The sequence below is a fragment of the Virgibacillus sp. M23 genome, from assembly GCF_034190895.1.
In the GTDB taxonomy this organism is placed as follows: domain Bacteria; phylum Bacillota; class Bacilli; order Bacillales; family Amphibacillaceae; genus Virgibacillus; species Virgibacillus salarius.
Window position 1 is genome coordinate 26,318 of sequence record NZ_JAWDHA010000002.1, and the last position, 26,032, is coordinate 52,349.

Here is a 26,032-nt window from a genome sequence, read left to right on the forward strand (position 1 = left end):
TATGAGAAAAACATATTCAATTATAGGGAGAAATTTTTAATGGGGCTGGGACAAAACACAACTTCTTTACTCAAAATACGAATAATCTTTTCATCTCATATGACTAGCAGTAATACCCCCACTTCAAGCAATAAGTGAAACCAATATGGATAAGTATCGGATCGACTGCCAGTAAAAGTCCGATTGGTTCCAAGGCCTTTGGGTCATACCCTTGTGGTACTAACCATCCGCGGAGATAACAAAACTCCCACGGATTGGGTGTTCCCACTGGATAAGGAAGGCTCCGGTAGCGATACATCGCAAGCAGAAAAAGCGTTCTTCATTTTCAAGGAGAGTCTCGCATATTTCAGGTACTAGATGAATGTATTTTGATCAAAAAACGAACAATAATTAATTCGATTGTTCGCTTTTGTTGTTTCTTCATTACTTTTATTCCAATTCCTTCATGTAAATTAGTTCTTTTGGTAACTTAAATGCTCATTTCGTATATCGGCAGCAGCCTCAACCATTATTTTTAAGGCTCCAATGGTCTCTTCCTCATTTCTTGTTTTTAATCCACAGTCGGGATTTATCCAGAATTGCTTTGGAGGAATGGTCTGTAATGCACGATTAATATTCTGTATAATCTCCGACTTTGCAGGTATTCGGGGACTATGTATATCATATACACCGAGTCCAATTTCTTTTTCGTACGTATTCTCTTCAAACGTAGTTACCATCTCCCCATGACTTCTTGATGTTTCAATAGAAATGACATCTGCATCTAATGCATCAATGGTTTCATAGATATCATGGAATTCTGAATAGCACATATGCGTATGAATTTGTGTGCTATCTTTCACAGCTGAAGTTGCTAAGCCGAAAGCATAAACTGCTGCTTCTAAATAATCTTCCCATTTCCTTTCATCTAACGGTAACCCTTCACGTAAGGCAGGCTCATCTACTTGAATAATTTGAATACCATTTTCTTCAAGTGCTTCAAGCTCTTTTCGCAGTGCCAGAGCTATCTGGTTTTGTATCGTAAAACGTGGAGCGTCATCATGGACAAAGGACCAATTTAAAATAGTGACAGGTCCAGTTAGCATTCCTTTCACTGGCTTTTCTGTTAACGATTGTGCATATACACTTTCCTTAACTGTCATTGCCTTATTAAAGGATACATCACCAAAAATCAAAGGTGGTTTTACACAACGGGAACCGTACGATTGCACCCAACCAAATGCTGTGACCTCAAAACCATTTAGTTTTTCACCAAAGTATTCAACCATGTCAGTTCGTTCAAACTCGCCATGAACTAGAACGTCAAGCTCAAGCTCCTCTTGAATAGTAATCCATTTATCGATGTTATCTTTTATAAATTGCTCGTATTTTTCATTAGATATTTCCCCTTTGCGCCACTTTGTTCTTGTTTTTCTTACTACTGGGGTTTGTGGTAAGCTCCCAATTGTCGTCGTTGGTAATAATGGAAGTTTTAATTCGTGTTGCTGCTTTTTAATCCTCTGATTGAACGGTAATGGCCGCTTTGCATCGGAAGTATCTAGGCTCTGAAGCTCTTTTCTAACTTGGTCATTTGTTCGCAATGCTGAACTATTAAAGCGCGCAAGCTGTTCTTGGTTCGTTTTTATTTTAGTGGCAATACTATGCTCTCCATCGTTGCAGCCCTTTGTAAGTGTAGTAATGTCTTCAAGCTTTTCGTCAGCAAAGGATAAGCCAGCTTTTATATCTGGATTTAAATCCACTTCTAGCTTTTTCGTTACCGGTACATGTAATAAGGAAGAGGAAGGCTGTAAAATAATATCTTGAATAGTCGTAATTGATTTTATTTCTTCAATAATAGAAAGCTTATCTGCTATGTTTTCTTGCCAAACGTTTCGACCATTAATAATACCAGCAGCTAATACTTTATCTTTAGGAAAACCAAACTGCTTAATTAGTTGTAAGCTATCACCATGAACAAAGTCAAGACCGATTGCTGCAACAGGGAATTCAATAATAGATTCATAATTGATCACATGTTCAAAGTATGTCTGTAAAATGAGTTTTAGTTTTGGTGCTGCTTCGCAGAATTGCGTATAGACTTTTTTTGCTTTTTGAATCACTGCATCATCTAATTTGGTTCCAAAGATAGGCTCGTCTATCTGGACCCATGTAGCTCCTGCTGATTCTAATTCCTCCAATATTTGCAGATACAATGGAACAAACACATCCAGTAATTCATCGAATTCTTCCTCTTTATACCCCTTTGCTAAGCTTAAATATGTGATTGGGCCTAAGATTACAGGTTTACCGTCGATACCTAATTCTTCTTTTGCTTCCTTATAAAAAGCAAGTGGACGATTTTCTGTTAGTATAGGCTGTGCATGTTCCAATTCGGGAACAATATAATGATAGTTCGTATTAAACCACTTGGTGATTTCTGAAGCAACAGCATCTTTAGTTCCACGGGCAATAGCAAAATAGGTTTCTAAATCAACCTTTCCACCATTGTAAGAAAAACGTTCTGGAATAACACCGAACATTGCTGATGTGTCAAGCACATGATCATAGAAAGAGAAGTCACCAACTGGTATTAGATCAATGCCAAGCTCCTGTTGCTTTTTCAAATTTTTTAACCTGATTTTATCTGTTTCTTTAATTAATTGTTCTTTTGTAATTTCTTCCTTCCAAAAGCTTTCCAGCGCTCGTTTCCATTCTCTTTTTTCTCCAATTCTTGGGTAACCTAAGTTAGAGCTAATTGCAGTAAATGTCATTCTTTTTCCTCCTGTAATTTGTATTTTGGTTATATTCGTTTCATCATTGATGAATGGTTTATCTCTAAAGATTTATGGATATAGTTTACTAATTGTATACTGATGTCATAACGCATAAATGGGGTTACTAAATAGATGCCTTGGAAATGTGTTAGCGCAGTATCAAGCAATTCCTTTGCAATCTCAATTCCTTGCTTGATGGACTGTTGCTTATCTACTGCTACGTTTTTCATTCGTTGCCGAATAATTTCTGGCATTTTAATTCCTGGTACTTCATTGTGCAGGAATTCTGCATTTTTGGTTGATGTCAATGGCATAATGCCTACATATATTGGCTTATCTATATGCTGTGTTTCTTCGGCAAGCTCGATAATTTTTTCTTTACTGTATATTGGTTGTGTTAGAAAGTAATCAGCACCTCGATCTATTTTTCTTTCCATTCTCTTAACAGCTTTATCTAGTCTTGCAACATTGGGATTAAAGGCCGCACCAACTTGAAACTTAGTAGGTTGTCTAAGTGATTTACCAGAGAATGACAAACCTTGATTAAATTGTTTTATGAGTTTAATTAAGTCAAGTGATGTTAGGTCGAAAACCGATGTTGCCCCAGGGAAATCTCCTATTTTAGTAGGGTCTCCAGTAATGGCTAGGATTTCATTGATCTCAAGTGCATGTAATCCCATTAGATGTGATTGCAATCCGATTAAATTGCGATCTCTACAAGTTAAATGCACGAGTGGTTTGATACCGATTTCCTGTTTGATTTTTGCAGCGATTGCTATATTGCTGATTCTAGGTGTTGCCAATGAATTGTCAGCAAGTGTAATTGCATCAATACCTGCTTTATCTAAAGCTCTAATCCCTTCCAAATACTCCTCCGTATCTAAGTGTTTCGGTGCGTCGAATTCAACGATAATAGAATGTCTTTGCTTTACCATATCTATTAAGCGGGGCTCTTTATCTATTGGACTATTACGAATTTCAATCGGTTCTGCTTTAGGAATTACTTCTTTTTCCTGTAACGGCTCTAAATCTTTAACGCCCTCTGCAATTGCTTGAATATGGGCGGGAGTTGTTCCACAACATCCTCCAAGAAGCCTTACCCCTTCATTACGAAAATCTTTGGCACAGCTTTTAAAATAATCTGGCTCATTTTCATAGATAAGTTTTCCGTCACGATATGCAGGAAGACTAGCATTTGGATAAGCTGCAAGAAATGACCTTTCTAGTAAAGGGACCTCCTTTAAAGAATCAAGCATATGAAATGGACCTAAGCGGCAATTAATTCCGACAATATCTGCTCCTGTGTTTTGTAACCGTTGTAATGCCTCTGGTAAAGGGATGCCGTTTTGTAGTATACCTGCCTCATGCATGGATACATTCGCTATAATTGGTAGCGCTGTCTCTTCTCTAGCTATTTCAAGTACAGTTGTCAACTCTTCTAGATCGTAGTAGGTTTCTAAGATTAGACCGTCTACCCCCTCCAATAGTAAACAATATAACTGTTCTCTAAAGCTTCTCTTAATTTCATCATTCGTGGCTTGAAGTGTTTGTGTACCATGTATACCACCAATCGTTCCAAGCACAAATACATCCTCACTAGCCGTTTGCTTTGCTATTTTTATAGCGGCTGTATTGATTTTTTTTACTTGATCCTCTAATCCATATCTGGCGAGCTTAATATAATTGGCACCATACGTATTTGTTTGAATTAAATCAGCACCAGCATGAATATATGCTTGGTGAATTTGTGCAATTTGTTCTTCTAATGTAAGATTTAATTCTTCAAAGCAGTGATCCACTCCATAGGAATAAAGTAAAGACCCCATTGCACCATCACCAATAAGGATTCTTCTATCTAATTCAGTTAATAAATCCATCTCTCATCACACTCCTTTCCAATTTTTATTTAAAAAAAGACACCCTACTAATACGAAGAATATATTCTTCTTCAAGTGGGTGCCTTTAGTCGTCTAATCAGCATAAGCGAAAGTTATTTAAGTAGCTTTACTTCGACTTTGCAAATATGGCCATTGGTGTTCCAATAAGCGCAACATACGAACAAAGTGGAGTAATAATGAAAGAAGTGAAAGAATTATTTTCCTATCACTTTCTCTTTACTTTTGGTTTTAATGGATAGCGTTTTTTCTCCGTTGTGTCAATTTGTGTAACCTCTCCTTCATGAACCGTAATTACTAATGATCCAAACTCGACCCTTTGAATTGCTGAAATAATATCGTTTATTTTCGTATCATCGATCTGTGCCATCTGATCCCTCCTTTTAAATCACCAAAATAGTTAGAGAAAAAAATAAAAACCTCTTTTCAGATTGAAAGAGGTTTGATTGGCTTATACATTACAGTTCCCATCTTTCAAACAACTTTCGTTTGCTGGATTTAGCACCGTATTACTCTTTTTGAATGAGTATGGTTGCCGCAGGATCAATGGACCAGTTTCCTCCCCTGACTCTCGATAGGTAAATTATGAAGTTTTGATTGTACTCATTATCTTAGAAAGTAAATAGACTGTCAAGAGAAAATTTTAAAAAATTATTACATTTCAAAAATACGATAGCTAAGTGGCTGTATTATTAATGGATCGGTTTTAGAATCCAATGCTTTCCTGATCATTCCTTGTTTTGATAGGAACCATTCACTAATAGATTTAGTCTCGTCCATGATAGAATGGATGCTAAGCTTTGTTTTCATTTTTCCTGCGTGTAAAATAAAAACTAGGCGCCTATTTATATTCCTTTTTTCATAGCAAATAAGATTTGCTTCATTATCATCATAAATAAATCTGAAATTACCATAATTGCCAAAAAGGGGATCTGTTTTTCGCAATGTGATGAGTGTTTGAATGAATTGAAATAGTTCAAGATTTTGCCTGTTGGTGTTCCATTCCATACATGAGCGACATCCAGGATCTTCACCACCTTGCATGCCAATTTCATCACCGTAATAAATGCAGGGTGTTCCCGCAAATGATAGTTGAAATAAATACATTAATTTTACTTTTTCTACATTACCATTTGCTAATGTTAACACGCGAGGCGTGTCATGACTATCCAAGAGATTAAAGGCTACTTCATTAATATTTCGTGGGTACATATGCAGTAATGTTGAAATTGACGCTGTAAAGTCAGATGCTTTTATTTCATTTTTGCCAAAAAAATCAATGACACTGTTTGTAAATGGATAATTCATAACTGCATCAAATTGGTCTCCATGTAGCCAAGGCATTGAATCATGCCAAATCTCACCTAAAATATAGGCATCTGGTTTGGCCTCTTTAACTGTACGACGGAAGTCTCTCCAGAAAGAATGGTCAATTTCATTAGCAACGTCTAAGCGCCAGCCATCAATGTCGAATTCCTTAATCCAATAACGAGCCACTTGTAATAAATAATTTCGTACTGCAGCGTTTTCTGTATTTAATTTGGGCATTGTCGATACAAAAGCAAACGTATCGTAATTTGGTACTGGTTCCGTACGGATAGGAAAATCTTTTATATGAAACCAATCCGTATAACTTGATTGCTCCTGTTTTTCTAGTACATCCTGGAACGGAGGAAAGTAAAATCCACTATGATTAAAGACAGCATCGAGCATTATTTTTATTCCACGCTGATGACATTTTTTAACCAATTCACGAAACAGCTTCTTGTCTCCAAATTGTGGATCAATTTCCATGTAATCTATCGTATCGTACTTATGATTTGAGTGCGCTTTAAAAATCGGTGTCAAGTATATTCCATTAATTCCTAATGCTTCTAAATAGTCAAGGTGGTTAATTATTCCTTGGAAATCTCCTCCAAAAAAATTAGTGGGGCTAGGGCAGGTTGAATTCCAAGGTAAACTTCCCTTAGGATTTAATTTCTCATTATCATTTGCAAAACGTTCAGGGAATATCTGGTACCATATTGTTTTCTTAACCCAGTCAGGTGGGTTGAAAACATCTGTTTTGTTCAAGTATGGAAAACAAAAATAATGAGCTATGTCTTTAGGAGGATGTGTAAAAAATCCTCCCTCACTGTAAATATAGGATTCTTCATCGTCAGAACAAATGAAAGCATAACGCATTCTTCGGAATGTAGGTTTTACTTGTGTAAACCAAAAATCATGGAAATGAGTAGAGCCTGATTTTTCCATCGGTTTTATGGTTGTCTGCCATTGACCATCTATCCAATCATAAGGATCACCATGGATAAGATCAATGGATTGTATATCACTCTTTTTTGTTTGCAAGAAAATATGTAATGTATCACAGTCATATGCATAGGCGAAATTATTTTTTGGTCGGTGATAGATAGCTTCTTTGTGCATTTTTCTCCTCCTTTGTACAATCGTTTGCGCTATTTTAAAAATAAGACGAAAATTTAAGGAATGTTTATCCCATATATAACTGACGATAAGACCACACTTCAACCAATAAAATGAAAACAATATAGGGAAGCGGGGGATAAACAAAACCCCAACAGGTTGAAGATTCACTTTATCGATTATCTTAACATTATTTATTTAATAATGTAAGCGCTATATTATTAGAAGAGTAAATAATATGAAGTTTCTAAATTTCAGTTGTGTTTTTAAAGAGAATCTGTATAATTAATATACAAAGATTGCGCAAACGTTTTCATTAAAAATGCAATCTTTCAAATTAATAAATTTAGGAGGAGTACAGGGTGAAAAAAAGCTTCATTTATTTATTTGTATTGGTAGTAGTGGCTGGGATTCTAGTCGCTTGTGGACCAGATCAACCAAAGGAAGACTCTAGCAACGATGGGAAAGCCGCAGAGAATGAAATGCCGGAAAAACCAGATTCTCTGAAACTTTGGGTGAATGCAGAGGAAAAACAACAAGAAGCAGTTAAGCAAATTACGAAAAATTATACGGAAGAAACAGGTATTAAAGTAGACATGGTTCCAGTGGATATGTTGGAGCAGGTTGAAAAACTGGACGTGGAAGGACCTGCTGGGAACGGACCTGATATCATTTTTCAACCACATGATAGAATTGGTGATTTAGTACTTAGGGGATTAGTAGAACCAGTCAATTTCGGAAATAAAGAAAGCGATTACACCGATACCGCTTTACAAGCTGTACAGTATGAAGATAACTATTGGGGATATCCTGCCGTCATTGAGACGTATGCAATGTTCTATAATAAATCGTTAGTAGAACAGACACCGGAAACAATGCAAGATATTATGTCAATTGCGGAGAGAGATACAGATACAAGTAGTGATGAATTTGGATTCTTAATGGAAGCAGCTAACTTCTATTTTGTTTATCCTTTCTTTTCTGGAAATGGAGCATATGTTTTTAGGAATGAAGCTGGTAACTATGATATTTCAGATATTGGATTAGCTAATGAAGGATCTGTAAAAGGAGGGGAACTTGTACAAAAATGGTTTGATAATAACTATATTCCTCAAGATCTGACTCCAGATATTATGAATGGTTTATTCCAAGAAGGAAAAGTTTCAACTGTTATCAATGGACCTTGGATGGTACGAGAATACTCGGAAGCTTTAGGTGATGACCTGGGTGCAGCTCCATTACCTGTTTTAGAGAATGGAGAAAATCCGAAGTCATTTGTAGGAGTTAAATCCTATATGTTGTCTTATTATTCCGAGAATAAGGAGTGGGCAGAGCACTTAATGGCTTATATTACCAACTATGAAAATTCGATGATTTATTACGATGTTGCTGGAGAGATTCCTGCTCGTGATGATGCGATGGAAGATCCAGTAATTGCGGATGATTCGATCTTTTCAGCATTTGCGGAACAAACGCAGTATGGTGAACCTATGCCAAGTGTTCCTGCTATGCAGCAAGTTTGGGACCCAATTAATGATGCATTAAATTTTATCTCTAAAGGGGAACCAGTGAAAGATGTCTTGGATGAAGCCGTTGAAACGATTCAGGGGCAGATAGACGCATCTGGAGCAAATTAGGCACAAGACGCTGGGACATAACAAAAATGGACTAAAAACGAACAATAAAGGGAAAATTTAATCAGTAAGGGTTTTGTGTATCCCCCACTGATGGTTAGTACCACAAGGGTACGACCTAAAGGCCCTAGAACCAATCGGACATTTACTGGCAGTTGATTTCCCACTTAATCCATATTGGTTTCACATTATTGCTTGAAGTAAGGGACTTACTGCCAGTTATATGCGGGATAAACCACGCCAGCTTCTGAAACATACGTAGACTTCCACGGTAAGAAAGGCATCACAATGTATTAGCTTGAGAAGTCTCATCAGTTGTCCGCACAAAGCGAAGTGTTTTCGAAGAGCTTCGTTGTACGAACCATCATTTTTTTTATTGGGTCAAAACACTTTTGTCCCAGCCTCAAGATTTTTAGAGTTACCAAGTGATTTGTGAAATATAGGAGGAGACTGGAATGGCAACAAATGATAGTAGTAGCGGTACCTGGATAAAAAAACCTCGTAATATTGCTACGATTTTATCCATTATTCCAGGATTAGGGCAATTATATAATCGTCGTTTTCTGAAAAGTATTATCTTTTTGATTGTGACGGTATCATTCTTGGTTACAACATGGCATTATATTGATATTGGAATATGGGGATTATTCACTTTGGGAACAATTCCTCGAGATCATCATTCTATTCAACTACTAATACAAGGGTTAATTTCACTAATTATTTTAGGATTTGGAATTGCTATCTATGCTTTCAATTTGAAAGATGCTAGATCAGATGCAATAGCTAGGGAGAATAATAGACCAAATCCGACTTTAATTCAAGGCGTAGCAGCCTTTTATAACAATGGCTTCCCATACTTTATGATTCTTCCTGGTTTACTATTGCTTTTATTTATCGTGGTAGTACCGTTATTGTTTATGTTGGCATTAGCATTTACTGATTATAATCAATACAATGCTCCACCACGACACTTATTAAGCTGGATTGGCTTTGATAATTTTGTGGATTTAGCTAATGTAGGTATTTGGAAAGATACATTCTTAAGTGTATTCACTTGGACAGTAGTTTGGACAGTAGTGGCTACAACTTTCCAAATTATTTTAGGATTGTTTTTAGCATTACTCGTTAATGACAAGCGAATTAAATATAAGCGAACGATTCGAACGATTTTAATTCTACCGTGGGCAGTACCAGCATTTGTATCGATTCTAATTTTTTCTGCCTTATTTAACCCGACTTTTGGTGCCATTAATCGAGATATCTTAAGTCAATTTGAAATCATGATTCCTTGGCTTTCGGATCCATTCTGGGCAAAGATAGCATTAATTATGATTCAAACCTGGCTTGGTTTTCCGTTTGTATTTGCTTTATTTACAGGAGTGCTTCAAAGCGTGCCTCAAGACATGTATGAAGCGGCTGACGTAGATGGCGGAACTCGGTGGCAAAAGTTTCGTCACATTACATTGCCTCATGTACTATTCGCAACAGCACCGTTATTAATCATGCAATATGCAGGAAACTTTAATAACTTTAACATTATTTATTTATTCAATGAAGGGAATCCAGCTGTTCGTGGTCAAAATGCAGGAGGGACGGATATACTGATTTCTTGGGTCTATAAACTTACATTTGAAACAAATAATTACAATATGGCTGCTGCAATTACAATTATAATGGGAATCATTATTTCTGCATTTGCGTTTTTCCAGTTTAGAAAAACGGCATCCTTTAAAGAGGAGGGACGTTATTAATGGCTATGTCACCAAAGAAAAAATCGAAAGTAGAGGTAGCACTCATTTATGTATTTTTTCTTATGATGTTCGTAATTATTGGTTATCCTTTATTTTGGGCATTAATGATGAGTCTCAACCCAGGCTCAAATATGTTGGTCACGGATTTATTTCCTGAATCTCCAACATTAGAACATTATAAATGGTTATTTACTGACCCGAATAGTGACTATATCATTTGGTATAAAAACAGTCTATATGTCGCGATAGTTAATGCGGTCGGTTCGGTCATTATTACTTCGTTAATAGCATATGTATTTTCACGATATACATTTTTGGGAAGAAAATATGGGTTATATATGTTTTTGCTTTTACAAATGTTTCCTGCATTAATGGGGATGGTAGCACTTTATATTTTGTTAAACACAATTGGTTTGACCGATTCGTTATATGGGCTTATGTTAATATATCTTGGAGGACAAATACCATTTAATGCGTGGTTAGTAAAAGGTTATTTTGATACGATTCCTAAGGAGTTGGATGAAGCTGCAAAAATAGATGGAGCAGGACATTTAAGGATATTCTGGACAGTTATGTTGCCATTAGCTAAGCCGATTCTTGCAGTAGTAGCTTTGTTTAACTTTATGGCACCTTTTATGGACTTTTTATTGCCACGTATCGTATTAACTAGTCCAGAAAAGTATACATTAGCTTTAGGCTTATATAATTTTATTAATGATCAATTTTCCACTAATTTCACTCGTTTTGCTGCTGGTTCAATACTGATAGCTGTACCAATTGCATTCGTATTTTTACTTTTACAGCGATATTTAATTTCTGGACTAACCTCTGGGGCTACCAAAGGGTAGGTTAAAGAAATTTAATTTCATCCACAATATGTAATTAGTTTGTTATAATAAGTTAAATAAACTAGCTACGCTACTATTAATGCATTTTTAAAAGTAAACGGAGACAGAGGGTGTGTGAATACTGTGGTAACAATTAAAGATGTGGCTAAAGTAACAGGTGTATCACCTTCGACTGTTTCTAGGGTAATTGCTGATAATCCACGAATTAGTCCTGATACAAAAAAGAAGGTAAGAAAAGCGATGAAGGAATTAGGCTATCATCCTAATGTTAATGCTCGCAACTTGGTTGCTAAGTCTACGAAAGCAATAGGGGTAGTCATGCCTTCCTCTGCTGATAAAGCACTACAGAATCCTTTTTTTCCGGAAGTTCTTCGGGGAATTGGTTCAATCACTCATCAAATGCAATATTCAATGACACTTTCCAGCGGTGAAACAGAGGATGAAAATTTTGCTGAGGTAGAACGAATGGTGTATGGCAGTTATGTCGACGGGATCATATTGCTATATTCGCGTGTAAACGATCGAATTATGAGTTTTTTACGAGAAAAGCGCTTTCCCTTTGTAATCGTAGGAAAGCCATATGAGCATATTAATGAAATTACGCATGTAGATAATGATAATTTCACAGCGGGAAAAGAAATTACTGCACATCTCATAAATGAAGGACATGAGCGAATCGCATTTATCGGTGGATCGAGAGATTTATTTGTAACGAGAGATCGAGAAGCTGGATATGGGAATGCGTTACTAGAAGCAAACCTAGCTGTTCGAAAGGATTACTTAATCCATACGGAATTTCTTAAATCTGGTGGAAGAGAAGCCGTTGCTAAGTTATTATCACTTGAGGTACGACCGACTGGTATTGTCGTTAGTGATGATTTAATGAGTCTCGGTGTATTAAGTACTTTGGAAGAACTAGGGCTGCAGGTTCCAAGAGATATTTCATTAGTAAGCTTTAACAATGTATATTTATCGGAAATGACAAGCCCAGCGTTAACCACTGTCGATATTCAAATATATCAACTAGGTGCACAGTCTGCAAAAGCGCTAATCGAAAAAACGAAGTCAAAAGATGAACCAGAAAAAAGAATAATAATTCCTCATCAGATTATTTATAGAGATTCTGTAGGAAGTATATAGAAGAAAACATGCCTGAATCGAAATATACGTTTCTTTTCAAGCATGTTTCTATTTTCACGATTAATTATTAAATTGCGGTAAATAATGTTTATGTGCTGCTAATAATTCTTCCATTATTTGTTTAGCTTTTAGATCACTCGTAACCAATGGATTTATACAAAGCGCTAGCAATGCTTTTTGAGATGAGCCAGATATTGCAGCATCAATAGCAGCAAGCTCAAATGACTTTATTTGTTGAATAAGTCCATTTATTGAAGGAGGCAGTGCACCTACTGTTAGCGGAATCGGTCCATTCTTAGTAACGACACAATTGACTTCAACAACCGTATCATTAGGTAGATTGGAAATGGCTCCATTGTTTATAACGTTTAAGGTTTGAATATCCCCTTTGTCGTTATGAATGGAGGAAATAAGGTCGCATGCTACATTACTATAATAAGCACCGCCTCGTTGTTCAAGCTGTGGTGGCTTGATATTTAGGCTTGTATCTTTATATAGTTCGAATAATTGATTTTCCAACTCCTTTACCACCTCGGCTCTTGTTTTGCCTTGACGGTATTCCTCTAACTCTTTTTCTAGGATTTCTCCAGTTTTATAATAATATCTGTGATATGGGGACGGGATCATTCCTAGTCCTTTTAGAAATTCTTCTTCCCATGGTATTGGTGTAATATTTTTCATCGATAATTGATTTTCTGGATTAGCTAGTAATGCAATCACTTCTTGCAACCTCGATTTTCCATTCACATGTACGTCCATTCCGTATGACATATGATTTAGGCCAGCAAATGTAATGTGAATGTCGTCAACTGGTACATCTAACAGCTTGGCAATGGTTATTTTCATATTAATAGGTACATTACATACGCCAACAACTTTACGATGGCTGCTATGTTTTAATAATGCTTCCGTAACAATTCCAGCTGGATTAGTAAAATTAATTAACCAAGCGTCTGGACATAGTTCCTGCATATCAGCCGCAATATCCATTAGTACCGGTACCGTTCTTAAAGCCTTAAATAGCCCCCCAGCTCCGTTGGTTTCTTGTCCGATCATACCGTGTTTTATTGGAATTCTTTCATCATTTATTCTAGCATCAAGTTGACCTACACGAATTTGGGTAGTTACAAAGTCCGCATTCTTCAATGCTTCTATCCTATCTAACGTTAAATGGATTTTCATGGGAATATTAGCCTTTGCAACCATACGTTTAGCTAAATTTCCAACAATTTCAAGTTTTTCTTTCCCAGCTTCTATATCTACTAGCCATAGTTCGCTAACAGGTAATTCCTTATAGCGATTAATTAAACCTTCGACAAATTCAGGCGTATAGCTCGACCCGCCGCCAATGGTTACCAGCTTCAATCCTTTAGTATCCAAATATATCTCCTCCGAAAACAAATATTATTAAACCACTAGAAACGAGACCAACAATAATTGATAGAATTACTCTCTTTTTAAATAATGGCTTATCTGTAGATGTTGCATCTATCTTTGTTAATACGAGAATACTACCAATGGACGATGAGACAGCACAGGCAATAAAGTAACTAACGAGCTTTGATAGCCCAAGCTGCATGAAAGGTGTAGGTAAAACGAGCAGTCCGATAAGTAGGAAAAGCATAAATATAAAAACACCTTTGAAGCTAATTCTTGGAACAATTCTATTGGAATTTATCATACAAGTAACCTCCTAATAGAAAAGGGGAATCAAGAGATTCCCTTTTCTTCAGTATGTGTCTCGCTATCTCCATGCTCCAGTGCCAACATTTTCTTATCATACATTTTAAAGAAGGGTAAATAAATTAAAGCTGAAATAGCAATATTAACAAAGACTAAAACGACAGCTTTCCAGTCCCCGCCGGTTGACAAATAGGCACCAATTGGAGCTGGCAGTGTCCATGGTGGCATGATATGAGTCGGTGTTACTAATCCAATGGACGTTACAATATAAGAAAGTGTTGCAGTAACCAGTGGTGTGATAATAAATGGTATTATTAGCAATGGGTTTAGTACAATTGGTGCACCAAATATAACGGGCTCATTGATATTAAATACACTCGGGGTAATAGTCGTTCTTCCTAGACTCTTCATATATTTTGATTTCGCAAAGAATAACATGACTAGTACTAACCCTAATGTCGCCCCAGATCCACCTATCCAAATAAACCATTGGAAAAATGTTTCTGGGGCGATATGCGGAATCGTCTCTGCACCATCAGCAACAGCCTCCGAATTATTGACTAGATAAACCTCCCATAGAGGTCTTGCAACAGAACCTACAACAGAAACACCATGAATACCAAAGGACCAAAAGAATGTTATTAAAAACACCGGTACTAATACACCAACTAAACTATCTCCAGCTGTTACAAGCGGAGCTGCTAGCTTGTCCACTAAGTGATGTAAATTCACTCCCATAACTACCGTAATGATTGACATTAGAATAATTACAATTGCTACGGGAATTAGCGCCTCAAAGGATCGTGATACAGAAGATGGTACTTGTTCAGGTAATCGAATCGTAACATTTTTCTGTTTACAGACTCTAAATATTTCTACAGAGATAATGGAAACAATAATCGTTACAAATAAACCATGTCCTCCCAAGTACTGCATTGGTAACACAAATCCTAATTCGTCAACAACGGAAGGTGTAATAGTTAATAATAAAGCAGCTACTGCAATTTGTGCTCCAGATAATGGGTCAACCTTATAAGATTTGGCAAGATTATAACCAATACCAAATGCTATGTATAATGACATGATGAACATCGTCATTCGGTAAGGTATTAGGATTTCTGCTGCGTGTTCGGTTGCCCACTTAGTGATTGCCCAACTCTCTGGAAGTGGTGGGAATGCAAAAATTAAAAAGAAAGAACCAACAATAATAAATGGCAGTGAAGAAATTACACCATCGCGAATAGCGAGTAAATGTCTCTGCTCAGATAAACGAGCCATTGGTGCAGAAAGTTTATTTTCCATAAAATCTACAAACTTACTCAACATAGCTCCCCCCTTGTATAGTTACTTTTTTAGTTCGTTTAATGTTTTAAATAATAAAGGTCCTCCTAATGGAGTATAAGCTTGTGGAGGAATTGGTCCACAAGGAACATTGTGCTCATCTGCATGTTTTTTTACTTGATTAAAACGGTGTTTAATTTGTGGGGCAACCATGCAGACGTCCCATCCTTTTTTAAGTTCTTCCTCAACTTCGTTTGTGCCAATAGCATGTACTTCCATCTCTTGTCCATGCTTCTTTGCCTCGTTCTTTAAGGCATTGACAACAATTGCACTTGACATTCCACCTGAGCATACAAACAGTACCTTCAAACTCTTCACCTCCTTAAGTTTTTCATTTTGTAGATTGTGAGATTTGTTTTGTCAAATTGTAGTTATTTGACGAAAAATGTTGAAAAGGTTTTCACTTGACCACATTATATAGTAATTAAAAAATAAATTCAATATTAATATAAAACTTTAAAATTTTATTTCATTTTATGTTATCTTAGTATATAGAAGACTTTTCAAGGAGGAATAAAATTGAATATGGAAACAGAGATCTTTTCAATAATTTCACATGGTGGCGATGCAAAATCAATTGCTTATGAAGCTTTAGAGCTTGCTCATGATAATAAATTTGATGAGGCCGAACAGAAAATAAAAGAAGCTAACGATGCTCTTACCAAAGCACATAATACACAAACCCGTCTAATTCAGGATGAAATTAATGGGAAATCTGTAACTATGTCATTATTAATGGTTCACGCACAGGATCATTTAATGACATCTATTAGTGAAATATCATTAATCGAACAAATGATTAAAATGTTAAAGCGTATTTATAAACTAGAATCAAAATAATAGAATGAGGTGACGTTATGAGTAAGTTAGGTATTTCCATCTATCCCAATCATTCTCAAGTAGAGGAAGATAAGCAATATATTAAATTAGCAAATCAATATGGGTTCGATCGTATATTTACTTGTTTACTTTCAATGGAGGGAAATTCCGAGGAAATTATTGCTAACTTTAAAGAGACGATTCAATTTGCAAAAAAACTAGGGATGGAAGTTATTTGTGATATTAATCCGCGAGTTTTTTCGGAACTAAATATTTCCTACCATGAACTATCTTTTTTCCATGAGCTTGGAGTTGATGGCATTCGATTAGATTTAGGATTTACTGGAAATGAAGAGGCACTAATGACATTCAACCCATTTCATTTAAATATAGAAATAAATATGAGTAACGCTACTAATTATCTAGATAATATTATGAGTTATCGTCCGAATCAGAAGCGATTAATAGGATGTCATAATTTTTACCCGCATAGGTATTCAGGTCTTTCCTACGATTTCTTTTTGAAGTGTAGTAAGAAGTTTAAACAGTATGGTCTGAGAACGGCAGCATTTGTATCTTCGCAAGCTGCTAGTTTTGGCCCATGGCCAATAATGGAAGGACTTCCAACATTAGAAATGCATCGGACGCTACCGATAGATGTACAAGCAAAACATCTATATGCTACTAATTTAATTGATGACGTCATCATAAGTAATGCGTATGCATCTGAAGCGGAATTGAAACAATTAAGTAGTATCGATAAAGAAAAATTAGTGTTTACAGTTGACGTTGAACAAAGTACAACGGAGCTTGAACGCCAAATCTTGTTTACGGAGCCACATTTTTATCGTGGTGATGTGTCCGAATACATGATTCGCTCCACACAAAGTAGAGTTAAATTCAAAGGAGAATCATTCCCTGTTCATCATACAAGAGATATTAAACGTGGCGATATTATTATAGAAAATGATCTGTATAAACAATATGCTGGAGAATTACAAATCGCATTAAAGGATATGGAAAACTCTGGTAAAACAAATGTAGTTGGTAAAATTCGTGAAGAGGAACAATTTCTAATTGATTACCTTCAACCATGGGACAAATTTGGCTTTAAGGAAAACAGAAAATAGAATTAATAAATATAAAATTTGTAATGACAATTACATGAGTTAGCAATACGTGAATAGTAAAAATAAGTGCATAAAACTTGAATAAATTCTATAAAGTTAATATAGTACCACATTTGCTAGATAATAATTGGGGGAGAGGTTAAGAAGATGAATTTAGATGAAATGTCTATTAGTAAGATTATGACTTATATGAATCAAGAAGATAAAACAGTTCCTTATACTGTTGAAAAGGCATTTCCACAAATTGAACCAGTAATTACAAAAGTAGTAGAAACCATACAAAATGGTGGCAAGGTTGTTTATATGGGGTCTGGAACTAGCGGTAGATTAGGGGTACTTGATGCATCTGAATGTCCACCTACTTTTGGTGTAAGTCCAAATCTGTTTACAGGGTTAATTGCTGGTGGAGATACAGCGATTAGGAATGCGGTAGAGAATGCAGAAGATAGTCAAGAAAGTGGCGCAAAGGATGCCGGTCAAACATTGACAGAGGGTGACCTATTAATAGCAGTTGCAGCTAGTGGACAGACACCTTATGTCATTGGGGGAATAAAGCAAGCGAAAAAAATGGATGTTCCTACAGCTGGAGTGGTTTGTTCCGATAATTCTACAATTAGCCAATTGGTTGATTTTCCCATAGAATTAATCGTTGGAGAGGAGATAGTACAAGGTTCAACCCGTTTGAAAGCTGGTACTGCACAAAAATTAGTTTTAAATATGATTTCAACGATCTCCATGATAAAATCAGGAAAAGTTTATCAAAATTATATGGTTGATGTACAAGCATCTAATGAAAAATTAAGAAATCGAACAATATCTATCATCCAAGATATTGCAGATGTAGACGAAAAAACAGCAAAAACAGCATTAGTGAAGTGCAATAATAATTTAAAAGCAGCTACTCTAGTAAGTAAATTTCAAATTGAGCCAAATAAGGCTTTTGAAATTCTTGAAGCCGCGAGTAATAATTTAAGAAGAGCAATGGCTATATTAAATGAGCAATAAAGCGAGTGAGGTGGGACAGTTGGTTAATGTTATCGGTATAGATGGTGGCGGAACAAAAACACATGCTATTTTGGCCGATTCGCATGGTAATACAATTACTCAATATATTACTGGACCGTCTAATCCCAATGCAGTTTCACCCGAAGCATTGGAGCATACATTTAAATCTATTTTCGCTCATCTTAAAAGGGAATATCCAGAAGAGTTTAATAAGGTATCTGGGGTGTATGCTGGGATAGCTGGTGCCGGAAGCAAGAATTCCCAGCAGCAATTACATAAATTGATTTCTCTCTATATACCAAATAATTGTAGGCTACAAGTAGAAGTGGATGCATTAAATGCATTGTATTCTGGAACTTTCGGGAAACCAGGAATTGTTCATATTTCCGGAACTGGTTCAGTATCTTATGGAATAAATCATCAGCATAAGCAAGATCGAGTAGGTGGCTGGGGACATTTACTGGGAGATGAAGGTAGTGGCTATGATATTGGGAAAAATGGAATATCTGCCGCATTGAGGTTTTTTGATGGAAGAAGTCATGAAACAATTCTCTTGGAAATGATTTATGACTATTTTAATGCGAAACATGTTCGAGAGGTTATCGATCAAATCTATTTTTCTGCTGAATCAAAGAAAATAATTGCAAGTATGGCAAAACTTGTGTTTAATGCATATAAGGCAGGTGATATTCCTGCAAAAGAAATAATAGAAAATGCGGCAAAGGAGATAGTGCTAAGTATTCTAACGCTTCATGAGAAGCTTTTTCCTGATAATCGATATGTGAAAGCGGTTTTATGTGGTGGAATCTTTCAGGATGATGCTATATTACCACCGCTAGTGAAGGAAGGAATTATGAATGGTGAACATAATATAACTATTGTTCAACCAACTTTATTACCAGCTCAGGGTTCCTTGATAGGATGTTATTTGAGCCTTGGGGAAAATATAACTCCAACGATGATTACAAATATGCGAAATCTAAAGTAGGGGGCGATATTAGATGTCACAAATGAAGGGTGGATTGGTTATCTTAAATGATATGATAAACAGTTTGCCTCCATCAGAACAGAAAATAGCAAATTATATATTATTACATCCGGAAGATTCTATACTACTTACAGCTTTACAGTTAGGCGAAAAGAGTGAAACGAGTAGTGCTGCGGTAATTCGTCTATGCAAATCGCTTGGTTTTAATGGTTTTCAAGAATTAAAACTACGTGTTGCAGGAGATTTAAGAGTGAATGAATCAGGAGGCTATCGAGATATCGAGCCCAACGAGGAATACGCAAAGATCATAGAGAAAGTAAACACTAATACGATACAGACATTAAAGGACACGGTGGACATTTTAAATATGGATCAGATAAAAGAAGCCGTTCAATTATTAATTAGAGCAAGATCTATTTTATTTGTAGGATTTGGAGCATCATATATTGCAGCGAAGGATGCAGAACAGAAGTTTCTCAGAGTTAATAAGCAGGTGCATTCATTTTCTGATCTACACATGGCGGCTACTGCAATTGCTAATAAAGGATCGGAAGATGTTGTAATTGGTATTTCCTTCTCAGGTGATACCTTTGAGGTTACAAAATTACTAGAGATGGCCAATAATAATAATTGTAATACGATTAGCATTACAAAATATGGTAACTCATCAGTTGCTAGTATTGCCGATACAAACCTTTATATTTCTGCTGCAAAAGAAGCAACATTTAGAAGTGGTGCAACAGCTTCTAGAATTGCTCAGTTGCATTTAATTGATGTGCTGTTCATGTGCTATGCTTCTGAAGAATATGACAAAACGGTAGAAAGATTAGATTCAACAAGAGAAGCATTAAGCAGTTTTAAACAACAATTTGATACGAAGCGAAAGATAAAAATAAAACGAGATAAAGGATGAAAGAGGCTGAGACAATAGAATGAAGAAACAATCAAAAACGAACGATAATTAGGTGGTTAGGTGGTTACCCCCAAAAGTTAGAGTTTATACTATGCAGCTGATTGGCTGGATTGCGTTCGGTACTCAACTGGACTCAGCCCAGCCAATTTTTCCTTTACCCCCTTTTGTTTTAATTCCAGGCCTTCCTTTACCTTGTCTGTTAAAGACAGGTACTTCTTATACAGAAACTGCTTCTTTGTATTTCTTCGTTCTAGTCCCTCCATACCGTGACGTTCATAGTTTTTCACCCATTCATATATTGGTGTAAAGCTACCCATATGATATTTTTTGGCTAAGGAACGATATGAAAGATTTCCATCTATATTCTCGGTGACAACCTTCACTTTAAATTCTTCACTATATTTAGCCACAAAAACACCCCCTGAAGTTAGACTTTTTACTCTAACTTCAGGGGGGCGGTATCGTATTTGAAATTAATTATCGCTCGTTTTTTGATTAGAATCATTCATTTAGCATCTGAAATAAGCGAGACTCCGGCGCGAACAGCACGAGTCCGAAGATCCACGTGGTAACGTGTTTTTCTTTACCAAGTTAGCTGAGGCCGTGCCCGTGGAAAGCGCGTATATTTTCACGGTGCGGCGATGATCCTCCTATTGATAACATGATTATTCGTATGTTGAGTAAAGAAGTTGTGTTTTGTCCTAGCCTCCTTTTATCCTACATATAACTGGCAGTTAGCGTCCCCGCTTCAAGCAATAAAGTGAAAGCAATATGGATAAAAGGAGAGATCAACTGCCAGTAAATGTCCGATTGGTTTAAGGGCCTTTAGGTCAAACCCTTGTGGTACTAACAATCCGCGAGCGATAAACATCTCCCTCACGGATGGAAGCTTCACTTTATTTAAAATTTACAATGAAATAGTTCTACACTATAATCTAGTAAAAGTGTGATTTTTTTGATTTTTCACTAAAATATGTCCGTAAAGGGGAGGAGTAATGAAACTAATATCGTGGAGTAAGGATAGAATAAGTGAATTGGTACAGTTATGGAATAAAGAAATCGGTCAATATTTTCCAATGAGAGAGGAATTATTTGGACAAAATAGTTTTGCAGATACGAATGTATGTTATGAAGCATCACAAATTGCGGTTAATGCTGAGAATAAAACTATTGGTTTCATTGTTGCTAAAAAATGGCAGGATGAAATTGAAGTAGGGTTACCCGCTAATACTGGTTGGATTCAAGTGCTACTTGTTCATCATAATTATCGTCATCAAGGTGTAGGTAAAGCATTGCTAGCTCATACAGAAAATACATTTAAACAAAGTGGAGTAACTAGAATTATTCTTGGACAAGATGTGTGGCATTATTTTCCGGGGATACCTAGTGTACTTCCACAAACATCAGCGTGGTTTGAGCATCAAGGATATCAAGCAAATGGTAAAGCGTTTGATTTACTAAGTAGTTATACGGCGTTAAGTTACCCCAAACCAAACAAGCCTGGTGTTGAATTATCTTTATTAAAGAAAGAAGAAAAGAGTTCGTTACTGACTTTCTTAAATCGATGTTTTCCAGGAAGATGGGAATATGAAGCCATTCAATATTTTAAGCACGGTGGAACTGGCAGAGAGTTTGTCGTATTGAAAAAAAATCAGCATATTATTGGTTTTTGCAGAATCAATGATGCAAGCTCACCGATAATAGCACAAAACGTTTATTGGAGCCCATTATTTAACGAAGCGTTAGGTGGTATAGGTCCGCTCGGGGTAGATGAGCAGGAACGAGGAAATGGTTATGGTAAAATGGTAGTTCAAGCTGGAATTCATTATTTAAGAGAACGTGGTATTAACCGAATTGTAATTGATTGGACCGGACTAGTGAACTTCTACAAGCAATTAGATTACGGTGTTTGGAAAAGCTATTGGTACTATGTTAAGGATTTAGTAAAATAGAAAATATTAAAAAATCAGTGGGCTCTCTTGCTTTTGTAAGAGGGCATTTTATATGTTCTATGAAGGATTAGCACAAATAACTATATTCTGTAAAATATTAGTAATATATTACATGTTATTTTGGTTTCTTAGAAAAAGCCAAATTCTAGTATTTAAAGGCATTGCTTAGTTATTTTCCTCATCACGAAAAAATAACTAGATAAATAGCAAGGTATAGGAATTAAAGCTTGTTCTTTACATACAATAAATAAAAAGCGCTTTGTTAACACTATTAGTAAATGCTGGAAAATGGTTGATTCCCATTAATAGATATCCTATTAGTGTGAATTCATATAAAAATTAAGTGAAAAAGGGGGAGTATACAGTTGAAGGGAATACTAAAATTCCGCTGGATATTGCTGTTTTTAGCTATATTTCTAGTGACTTTAACCGTAGGGTGTTCTTCAGAGGATGACGCTTCGGAAGAAGGTACTGGAAATGATTCAAGTGAAGGTGCAAAGGAGGTGGAAGGCGAAATAGCAGGTGATTTGGAAATACAATATTTTGTTGGGGGATACGGGGATTCATGGTGGAAAGAAGTTATTGCTGATTTTCAGAAAGAATACCCGGATGTTACTATCATTGAGCATGCAGGACCTAATATTAATGAAGAAATGCGATCACGTTGGGTATCGAATGATCCACCAGATGTTGTATATATTGATGGAGCGGGTTCTAGCGAAACGCAAATGGTAGAAGATGGACAATTAATGAATTTAACAGATTGGGTAGAAGGAATTGAACTAGAAAATGGTGATAAATTAGTAGAGAGCTTTATTGTAGATCCTGGTAAATTCGATGGAGAGATTTATTCGTTGCCTTTAGTTTTTGATACGTGGGGAACCTGGTATGATCGAGCCTTATTTGAAGAGAAGGGGTATGAAGTTCCTACAGATTTTGATAGCTTTATGAATGCTATGGCTGAAATTAAAAAGGGAGAAGGAATTGATCCGTTTGTAACGTCAGGTCAGCATCCCTATTATTTCCTTCGAGGAATGCTATATCCAGCATTTGGAGCAGCTGGAGGTGATGAATTATTAGCGGATTTAATTACTGGAAAAGAAGGGGCATGGACGAGTGATATCGTTTTAGAAACGATGAAAAAGGTAGAGAAAATGCAACAAGAAGGAATGTTTGATTCGGGTCTTGGTGCATTAAATCATACGCAGTCACAAATGAATTTTCTTTTGCATAAAAACGCCTTTATTCCAGTAGGTTTCTGGTTACCGAATGAAATGGCTAATGATATTCCAAAAGGATTTGACTTTGGATTTATACCTTCTCCAATGCAGGATGTAGGTGAGCCATTTGCTATTGTACCTGACTTACGTCCATTGGCAATTGCAGAAAATGCTGAAAATCCAAAGGCGGCAAAGGCTTTTGTTGAATTTGCCTTCACTAGAGAGTATGCTATGTCCTTCTCCGAACATACGGGGGCAATTATGAATCTAACAGGGGTAGATTTAACTGCGAATGATAAGATACCTAGCTATTTGACAGAGGCTAATGCCATGATAAACGATCCAGAACAAGTACAAATCTATGAAAAACCTCATCCAATGAGCGCCGATTTGGAAACGCCAATCGGAAATGCGCTGATGTCATTAATGCTTGGGAATATGACGGCAGAGGAATTCGTGAAAGAAGCCGAAAAAGCAGCTGAAAATTACCGTAATAGTAATTAAATGACAATGTAAGTGATGCCCGTCAGCTTTGTTTCACTGCTGACGGGGATTATTATCCGCAAGTCAGTATGGATGATGTTTAAGCAAAGCCTAGGAAGAATGATGTCGTGCTTAGTCCTTTATTTAGGTTACAGATATTCATTTCTTATAGTTCAATAGAAAGAGTGATTTGATGGTACAGTCAAAAAAACAGAAATATCTGTTTCTAGCATTTTGTTTAGTGCCGACATTTATCATGTTCGCGATTTTTACACTTTATCCATTGTTTAGCGGTCTTTATTATTCCTTCTTCGATTGGTCAGGTGCCTCGCAACATAAAGAGTTTGTCGGTTTAGCGAATTACATCAGCTTGTTGAAGGATGCTATTATCCCGGATACGATCATTCATGATTATTTTCTCGTTGCTACAAAGGTGATTGGTATCATGATTCTTGCTATGTTTTTTGCAGTGGCATTAACACAGTTAAAAATCAAAGAAGCACCATTTTATCGAATTGTTTTCTTTTTTCCGAATATCATGTCTGTAGTAGTTATTGGCATCCTATGGACGTTTATATATAACCCCAATTTAGGACTTATTAATTCTGGGTTGGAGTTTTTAGGCTTAGAAAGCTTTGCCAAGCCATGGCTTGGCGATGAGAATTGGGCACTACCAAGTCTTGTTCTTCCATCCATCTGGGCAGGTATTGGTTTATTTTTATTGATGTTGATGGGAGGAATAGCGAATGTGTCCAAAAGCTATTATGAAGCAGCGGAGATCGACGGTGCAAGTCAATGGCAGCAATTTTGGAAAGTAACCCTTCCGCTAGTGTGGCCACAAATTAAAATTTCTGTCCTCTATATTGTAATTACTACACTGAACGGATCTTTCATTATCGTACAGGTCATGACTGGTGGTGGACCAAACAATGCTACACATGTAATGGGGTCATATCTGTATCAACAAGCATTTGTGCAGTATAATTTTGGCTATGGGGCTACCATTGGAGTTATGATATTGATTCTTTCGCTACTTACGGTACTAATATTACAGTTCTTTATGCGTAGAGAAAAAGTGGAATATTAATTCGATTGTGTATGAAAGGAGGAGCTACCGTTGAAGCGAAGTGTTGGACAAATTCTTGGAAGGACAGGGATTCGAATACCATTAATCCTTTGGACAATAGCTGTATTATACCCTATCTTTTGGATGTTTCTTGGATCCTTTAAGTCAAATGCAGAAATTTATCGTAATCCATGGGGGATACCGGATTCATTTAATATCCAAAATTTTGTAACAGCATGGTCCAATTACAATATTGATATTAGTGTATTTAATAGCTTGGTTGTAACCTTAGTCGGTGCATGTTTGACCTTAATTCTCTCTATTCCAACAGCATATGCTATCGAACGAATCCATTTTCGTGGAAGTAAACTACTATTTACCTTATATGTATCAGCGATGATGATTCCAATGGTGTTAGGCTGGATTCCGTTATTCTTCCTTTTAATGAAATTGAACCTGTTGGATAATATTTTCGGATTGGCAATTGTATATGCTGTAAGTCAACTACCATTTTCTATTTTTGTATTAACAAGCTTTATTAGTACAATCCCCAAATCATTAGAAGAATCAGCAGCTATGGATGGAATGTCGCCATATCGTGTTCTGTGGAAGATCATTACACCGTTAAGTCTGTCAGGTATTATCACCGTCACCATAATGAATGCTATTCAATTTTGGAATGAATATTTTATGGCTTTAATATTTCTACAAAGTAGCGAGAACTATACACTTGCTTTAGCAATTGATTATATAAGTAGTGAGGCGCAGTATACAAATGCATGGGGAACGTTATTTGCCAGCCTAGTAATTGCTATTGTTCCTGTTATTATTTTATACGCTATTTTCCAGCAACGAATTGCTAAGGGGATGACAGAAGGGGCAATAAAGGGATAAAAAAAGGTGGTGGATGACAAGTTTCCACTCACCTTTTTCTAATAGTCTAGGAAATTAAAGGAAATTATAAATGTAGCCCATGCGGATAAGTAG

22 protein-coding genes and 1 riboswitch are annotated in these 26,032 nt (G+C 36.3%); of the genes, 13 read left to right on the plus strand and 9 right to left on the minus strand.

Translation table 11 applies throughout. The features are described from left to right. Positions 1-452: 452 nt before the first annotated feature. The 4 genes from metE to RVS70_RS01080 form a co-directional block, all read right to left on the minus strand. Complete coding sequence (gene metE, locus RVS70_RS01065) at positions 453-2,750, minus strand: 5-methyltetrahydropteroyltriglutamate--homocysteine S-methyltransferase (RefSeq protein ID WP_321132402.1); 2,298 nt, start codon at positions 2,748-2,750, stop codon at positions 453-455. Positions 2,751-2,779: 29 nt separating this feature from the next. Then, complete coding sequence (locus RVS70_RS01070) at positions 2,780-4,630, minus strand: bifunctional homocysteine S-methyltransferase/methylenetetrahydrofolate reductase (RefSeq protein ID WP_121605718.1); 1,851 nt, start codon at positions 4,628-4,630, stop codon at positions 2,780-2,782. Between the two features lie 226 nt (positions 4,631-4,856). Further along, positions 4,857-5,018 carry a YezD family protein gene (locus RVS70_RS01075; RefSeq protein WP_080668636.1) on the minus strand — a complete coding sequence of 54 codons (162 nt, stop codon included), beginning with the start codon at positions 5,016-5,018 and terminating at the stop codon, positions 4,857-4,859. A 94-nt stretch (positions 5,019-5,112) separates the two neighbouring features. After that, a riboswitch (SAM riboswitch) is annotated at positions 5,113-5,229 on the minus strand. 73 nt (positions 5,230-5,302) lie between these two features. Beyond that, positions 5,303-7,075, minus strand: coding sequence for a glycoside hydrolase family 13 protein (locus RVS70_RS01080; RefSeq protein WP_121605717.1), 1,773 nt, complete (start codon positions 7,073-7,075; stop codon positions 5,303-5,305). Between the two features lie 359 nt (positions 7,076-7,434). On the opposite strand from RVS70_RS01080, the gene RVS70_RS01085 reads away from it, so the two are divergent. From RVS70_RS01085 to RVS70_RS01100, 4 genes are all read left to right on the plus strand, one after another. Then, complete coding sequence (locus RVS70_RS01085; RefSeq protein WP_166530190.1) at positions 7,435-8,709, plus strand: extracellular solute-binding protein; 1,275 nt, start codon at positions 7,435-7,437, stop codon at positions 8,707-8,709. A 452-nt stretch (positions 8,710-9,161) separates the two neighbouring features. After that, positions 9,162-10,457, plus strand: a complete 1,296-nt coding sequence (locus RVS70_RS01090; protein ID WP_121605715.1) for a carbohydrate ABC transporter permease — start codon at positions 9,162-9,164, stop codon at positions 10,455-10,457. A gap of 5 nt (positions 10,458-10,462) precedes the next feature. Next, entirely contained in the window at positions 10,463-11,305 is an 843-nt protein-coding gene (locus tag RVS70_RS01095) for a sugar ABC transporter permease (protein ID WP_026680395.1), read from the plus strand. 123 nt (positions 11,306-11,428) lie between these two features. Further along, complete coding sequence (locus RVS70_RS01100) at positions 11,429-12,445, plus strand: LacI family DNA-binding transcriptional regulator (protein WP_121605714.1); 1,017 nt, start codon at positions 11,429-11,431, stop codon at positions 12,443-12,445. A gap of 60 nt (positions 12,446-12,505) precedes the next feature. On the opposite strand, the gene RVS70_RS01105 is transcribed toward RVS70_RS01100, so the two are convergent. From RVS70_RS01105 to RVS70_RS01120, 4 genes are read right to left on the minus strand one after another with little or no spacing between them, the layout of a single operon-like run. Continuing rightward, positions 12,506-13,825 carry a 6-phospho-beta-glucosidase gene (locus tag RVS70_RS01105; protein ID WP_228089180.1) on the minus strand — a complete coding sequence of 440 codons (1,320 nt, stop codon included), beginning with the start codon at positions 13,823-13,825 and terminating at the stop codon, positions 12,506-12,508. Beyond that, positions 13,815-14,126 carry a hypothetical protein gene (locus RVS70_RS01110; protein ID WP_228089181.1) on the minus strand — a complete coding sequence of 104 codons (312 nt, stop codon included), beginning with the start codon at positions 14,124-14,126 and terminating at the stop codon, positions 13,815-13,817. Before RVS70_RS01110 ends, RVS70_RS01105 begins: the two co-directional genes overlap by 11 nt. Before the next feature lie 29 nt (positions 14,127-14,155). Then, positions 14,156-15,451 (minus strand): PTS sugar transporter subunit IIC, encoded by a 1,296-nt coding sequence (locus RVS70_RS01115; RefSeq protein ID WP_026681996.1) that lies wholly within the window; start codon positions 15,449-15,451, stop codon positions 14,156-14,158. A 21-nt stretch (positions 15,452-15,472) separates the two neighbouring features. Beyond that, positions 15,473-15,778, minus strand: coding sequence for a PTS sugar transporter subunit IIB (locus RVS70_RS01120; protein ID WP_321132403.1), 306 nt, complete (start codon positions 15,776-15,778; stop codon positions 15,473-15,475). A gap of 216 nt (positions 15,779-15,994) precedes the next feature. Between RVS70_RS01120 and RVS70_RS01125 the strand changes: the two genes are divergently transcribed. From RVS70_RS01125 to RVS70_RS01145, 5 genes are all read left to right on the plus strand, one after another. Beyond that, entirely contained in the window at positions 15,995-16,309 is a 315-nt protein-coding gene (locus tag RVS70_RS01125) for a PTS lactose/cellobiose transporter subunit IIA (RefSeq protein ID WP_026681994.1), read from the plus strand. A 17-nt stretch (positions 16,310-16,326) separates the two neighbouring features. After that, positions 16,327-17,418 carry a DUF871 domain-containing protein gene (locus RVS70_RS01130; protein ID WP_321132404.1) on the plus strand — a complete coding sequence of 364 codons (1,092 nt, stop codon included), beginning with the start codon at positions 16,327-16,329 and terminating at the stop codon, positions 17,416-17,418. Between the two features lie 147 nt (positions 17,419-17,565). Then, positions 17,566-18,423, plus strand: coding sequence for an N-acetylmuramic acid 6-phosphate etherase (gene murQ, locus RVS70_RS01135; RefSeq protein WP_205388832.1), 858 nt, complete (start codon positions 17,566-17,568; stop codon positions 18,421-18,423). A gap of 19 nt (positions 18,424-18,442) precedes the next feature. Then, complete coding sequence (locus RVS70_RS01140) at positions 18,443-19,411, plus strand: N-acetylglucosamine kinase (protein WP_321132405.1); 969 nt, start codon at positions 18,443-18,445, stop codon at positions 19,409-19,411. Between the two features lie 13 nt (positions 19,412-19,424). Continuing rightward, entirely contained in the window at positions 19,425-20,324 is a 900-nt protein-coding gene (locus RVS70_RS01145; protein WP_321132406.1) for a MurR/RpiR family transcriptional regulator, read from the plus strand. Positions 20,325-20,413: 89 nt separating this feature from the next. On the opposite strand, the gene RVS70_RS01150 is transcribed toward RVS70_RS01145, so the two are convergent. Next, positions 20,414-20,734: a transposase gene (locus RVS70_RS01150; RefSeq protein WP_281948792.1), complete on the minus strand. Its 321-nt coding sequence runs from the start codon at positions 20,732-20,734 to the stop codon at positions 20,414-20,416. Positions 20,735-21,319: 585 nt separating this feature from the next. Here RVS70_RS01150 and RVS70_RS01155 point away from each other — a divergent pair. The 4 genes from RVS70_RS01155 to RVS70_RS01170 all read left to right on the plus strand — a co-directional run bounded on the left by RVS70_RS01155 (position 21,320) and on the right by RVS70_RS01170 (position 25,939). Continuing rightward, the gene (locus tag RVS70_RS01155) at positions 21,320-22,276 is read left to right on the plus strand and encodes a GNAT family N-acetyltransferase (protein ID WP_026680690.1); all 957 of its coding nucleotides are present in this window, start codon (positions 21,320-21,322) and stop codon (positions 22,274-22,276) included. Positions 22,277-22,641: 365 nt separating this feature from the next. Then, a complete protein-coding gene (locus RVS70_RS01160; protein WP_205388829.1) occupies positions 22,642-24,000 on the plus strand; it encodes an ABC transporter substrate-binding protein in 1,359 nt (452 codons plus the stop codon). A 172-nt stretch (positions 24,001-24,172) separates the two neighbouring features. Beyond that, positions 24,173-25,066 carry a carbohydrate ABC transporter permease gene (locus RVS70_RS01165; protein WP_121605705.1) on the plus strand — a complete coding sequence of 298 codons (894 nt, stop codon included), beginning with the start codon at positions 24,173-24,175 and terminating at the stop codon, positions 25,064-25,066. Between the two features lie 30 nt (positions 25,067-25,096). After that, positions 25,097-25,939 (plus strand): carbohydrate ABC transporter permease, encoded by an 843-nt coding sequence (locus RVS70_RS01170; RefSeq protein ID WP_121605704.1) that lies wholly within the window; start codon positions 25,097-25,099, stop codon positions 25,937-25,939. Positions 25,940-26,032: the final 93 nt, after the last annotated feature.

Bases quoted from the DNA above. Each gene is read 5' to 3' on its own strand.
- RVS70_RS01125 (WP_026681994.1), top strand. From the start codon at position 15,995: ATGGAAACAGAGATCTTTTCAATAATTTCACATGGTGGCGATGCAAAA.
- RVS70_RS01070 (WP_121605718.1), bottom strand. From the start codon at position 4,630: ATGGATTTATTAACTGAATTAGATAGAAGAATCCTTATTGGTGATGGT.
- RVS70_RS01090 (WP_121605715.1), top strand. From the start codon at position 9,162: ATGGCAACAAATGATAGTAGTAGCGGTACCTGGATAAAAAAACCTCGT.
- RVS70_RS01095 (WP_026680395.1), top strand. From the start codon at position 10,463: ATGTCACCAAAGAAAAAATCGAAAGTAGAGGTAGCACTCATTTATGTA.
- RVS70_RS01145 (WP_321132406.1), top strand. From the start codon at position 19,425: ATGTCACAAATGAAGGGTGGATTGGTTATCTTAAATGATATGATAAAC.
- RVS70_RS01165 (WP_121605705.1), top strand. From the start codon at position 24,173: ATGGTACAGTCAAAAAAACAGAAATATCTGTTTCTAGCATTTTGTTTA.
- RVS70_RS01155 (WP_026680690.1), top strand. From the start codon at position 21,320: ATGAAACTAATATCGTGGAGTAAGGATAGAATAAGTGAATTGGTACAG.
- RVS70_RS01075 (WP_080668636.1), bottom strand. From the start codon at position 5,018: ATGGCACAGATCGATGATACGAAAATAAACGATATTATTTCAGCAATT.
- RVS70_RS01080 (WP_121605717.1), bottom strand. From the start codon at position 7,075: ATGCACAAAGAAGCTATCTATCACCGACCAAAAAATAATTTCGCCTAT.
- murQ (WP_205388832.1), top strand. From the start codon at position 17,566: ATGAATTTAGATGAAATGTCTATTAGTAAGATTATGACTTATATGAAT.
- RVS70_RS01130 (WP_321132404.1), top strand. From the start codon at position 16,327: ATGAGTAAGTTAGGTATTTCCATCTATCCCAATCATTCTCAAGTAGAG.
- metE (WP_321132402.1), bottom strand. From the start codon at position 2,750: ATGACATTTACTGCAATTAGCTCTAACTTAGGTTACCCAAGAATTGGA.
- RVS70_RS01110 (WP_228089181.1), bottom strand. From the start codon at position 14,126: ATGATAAATTCCAATAGAATTGTTCCAAGAATTAGCTTCAAAGGTGTT.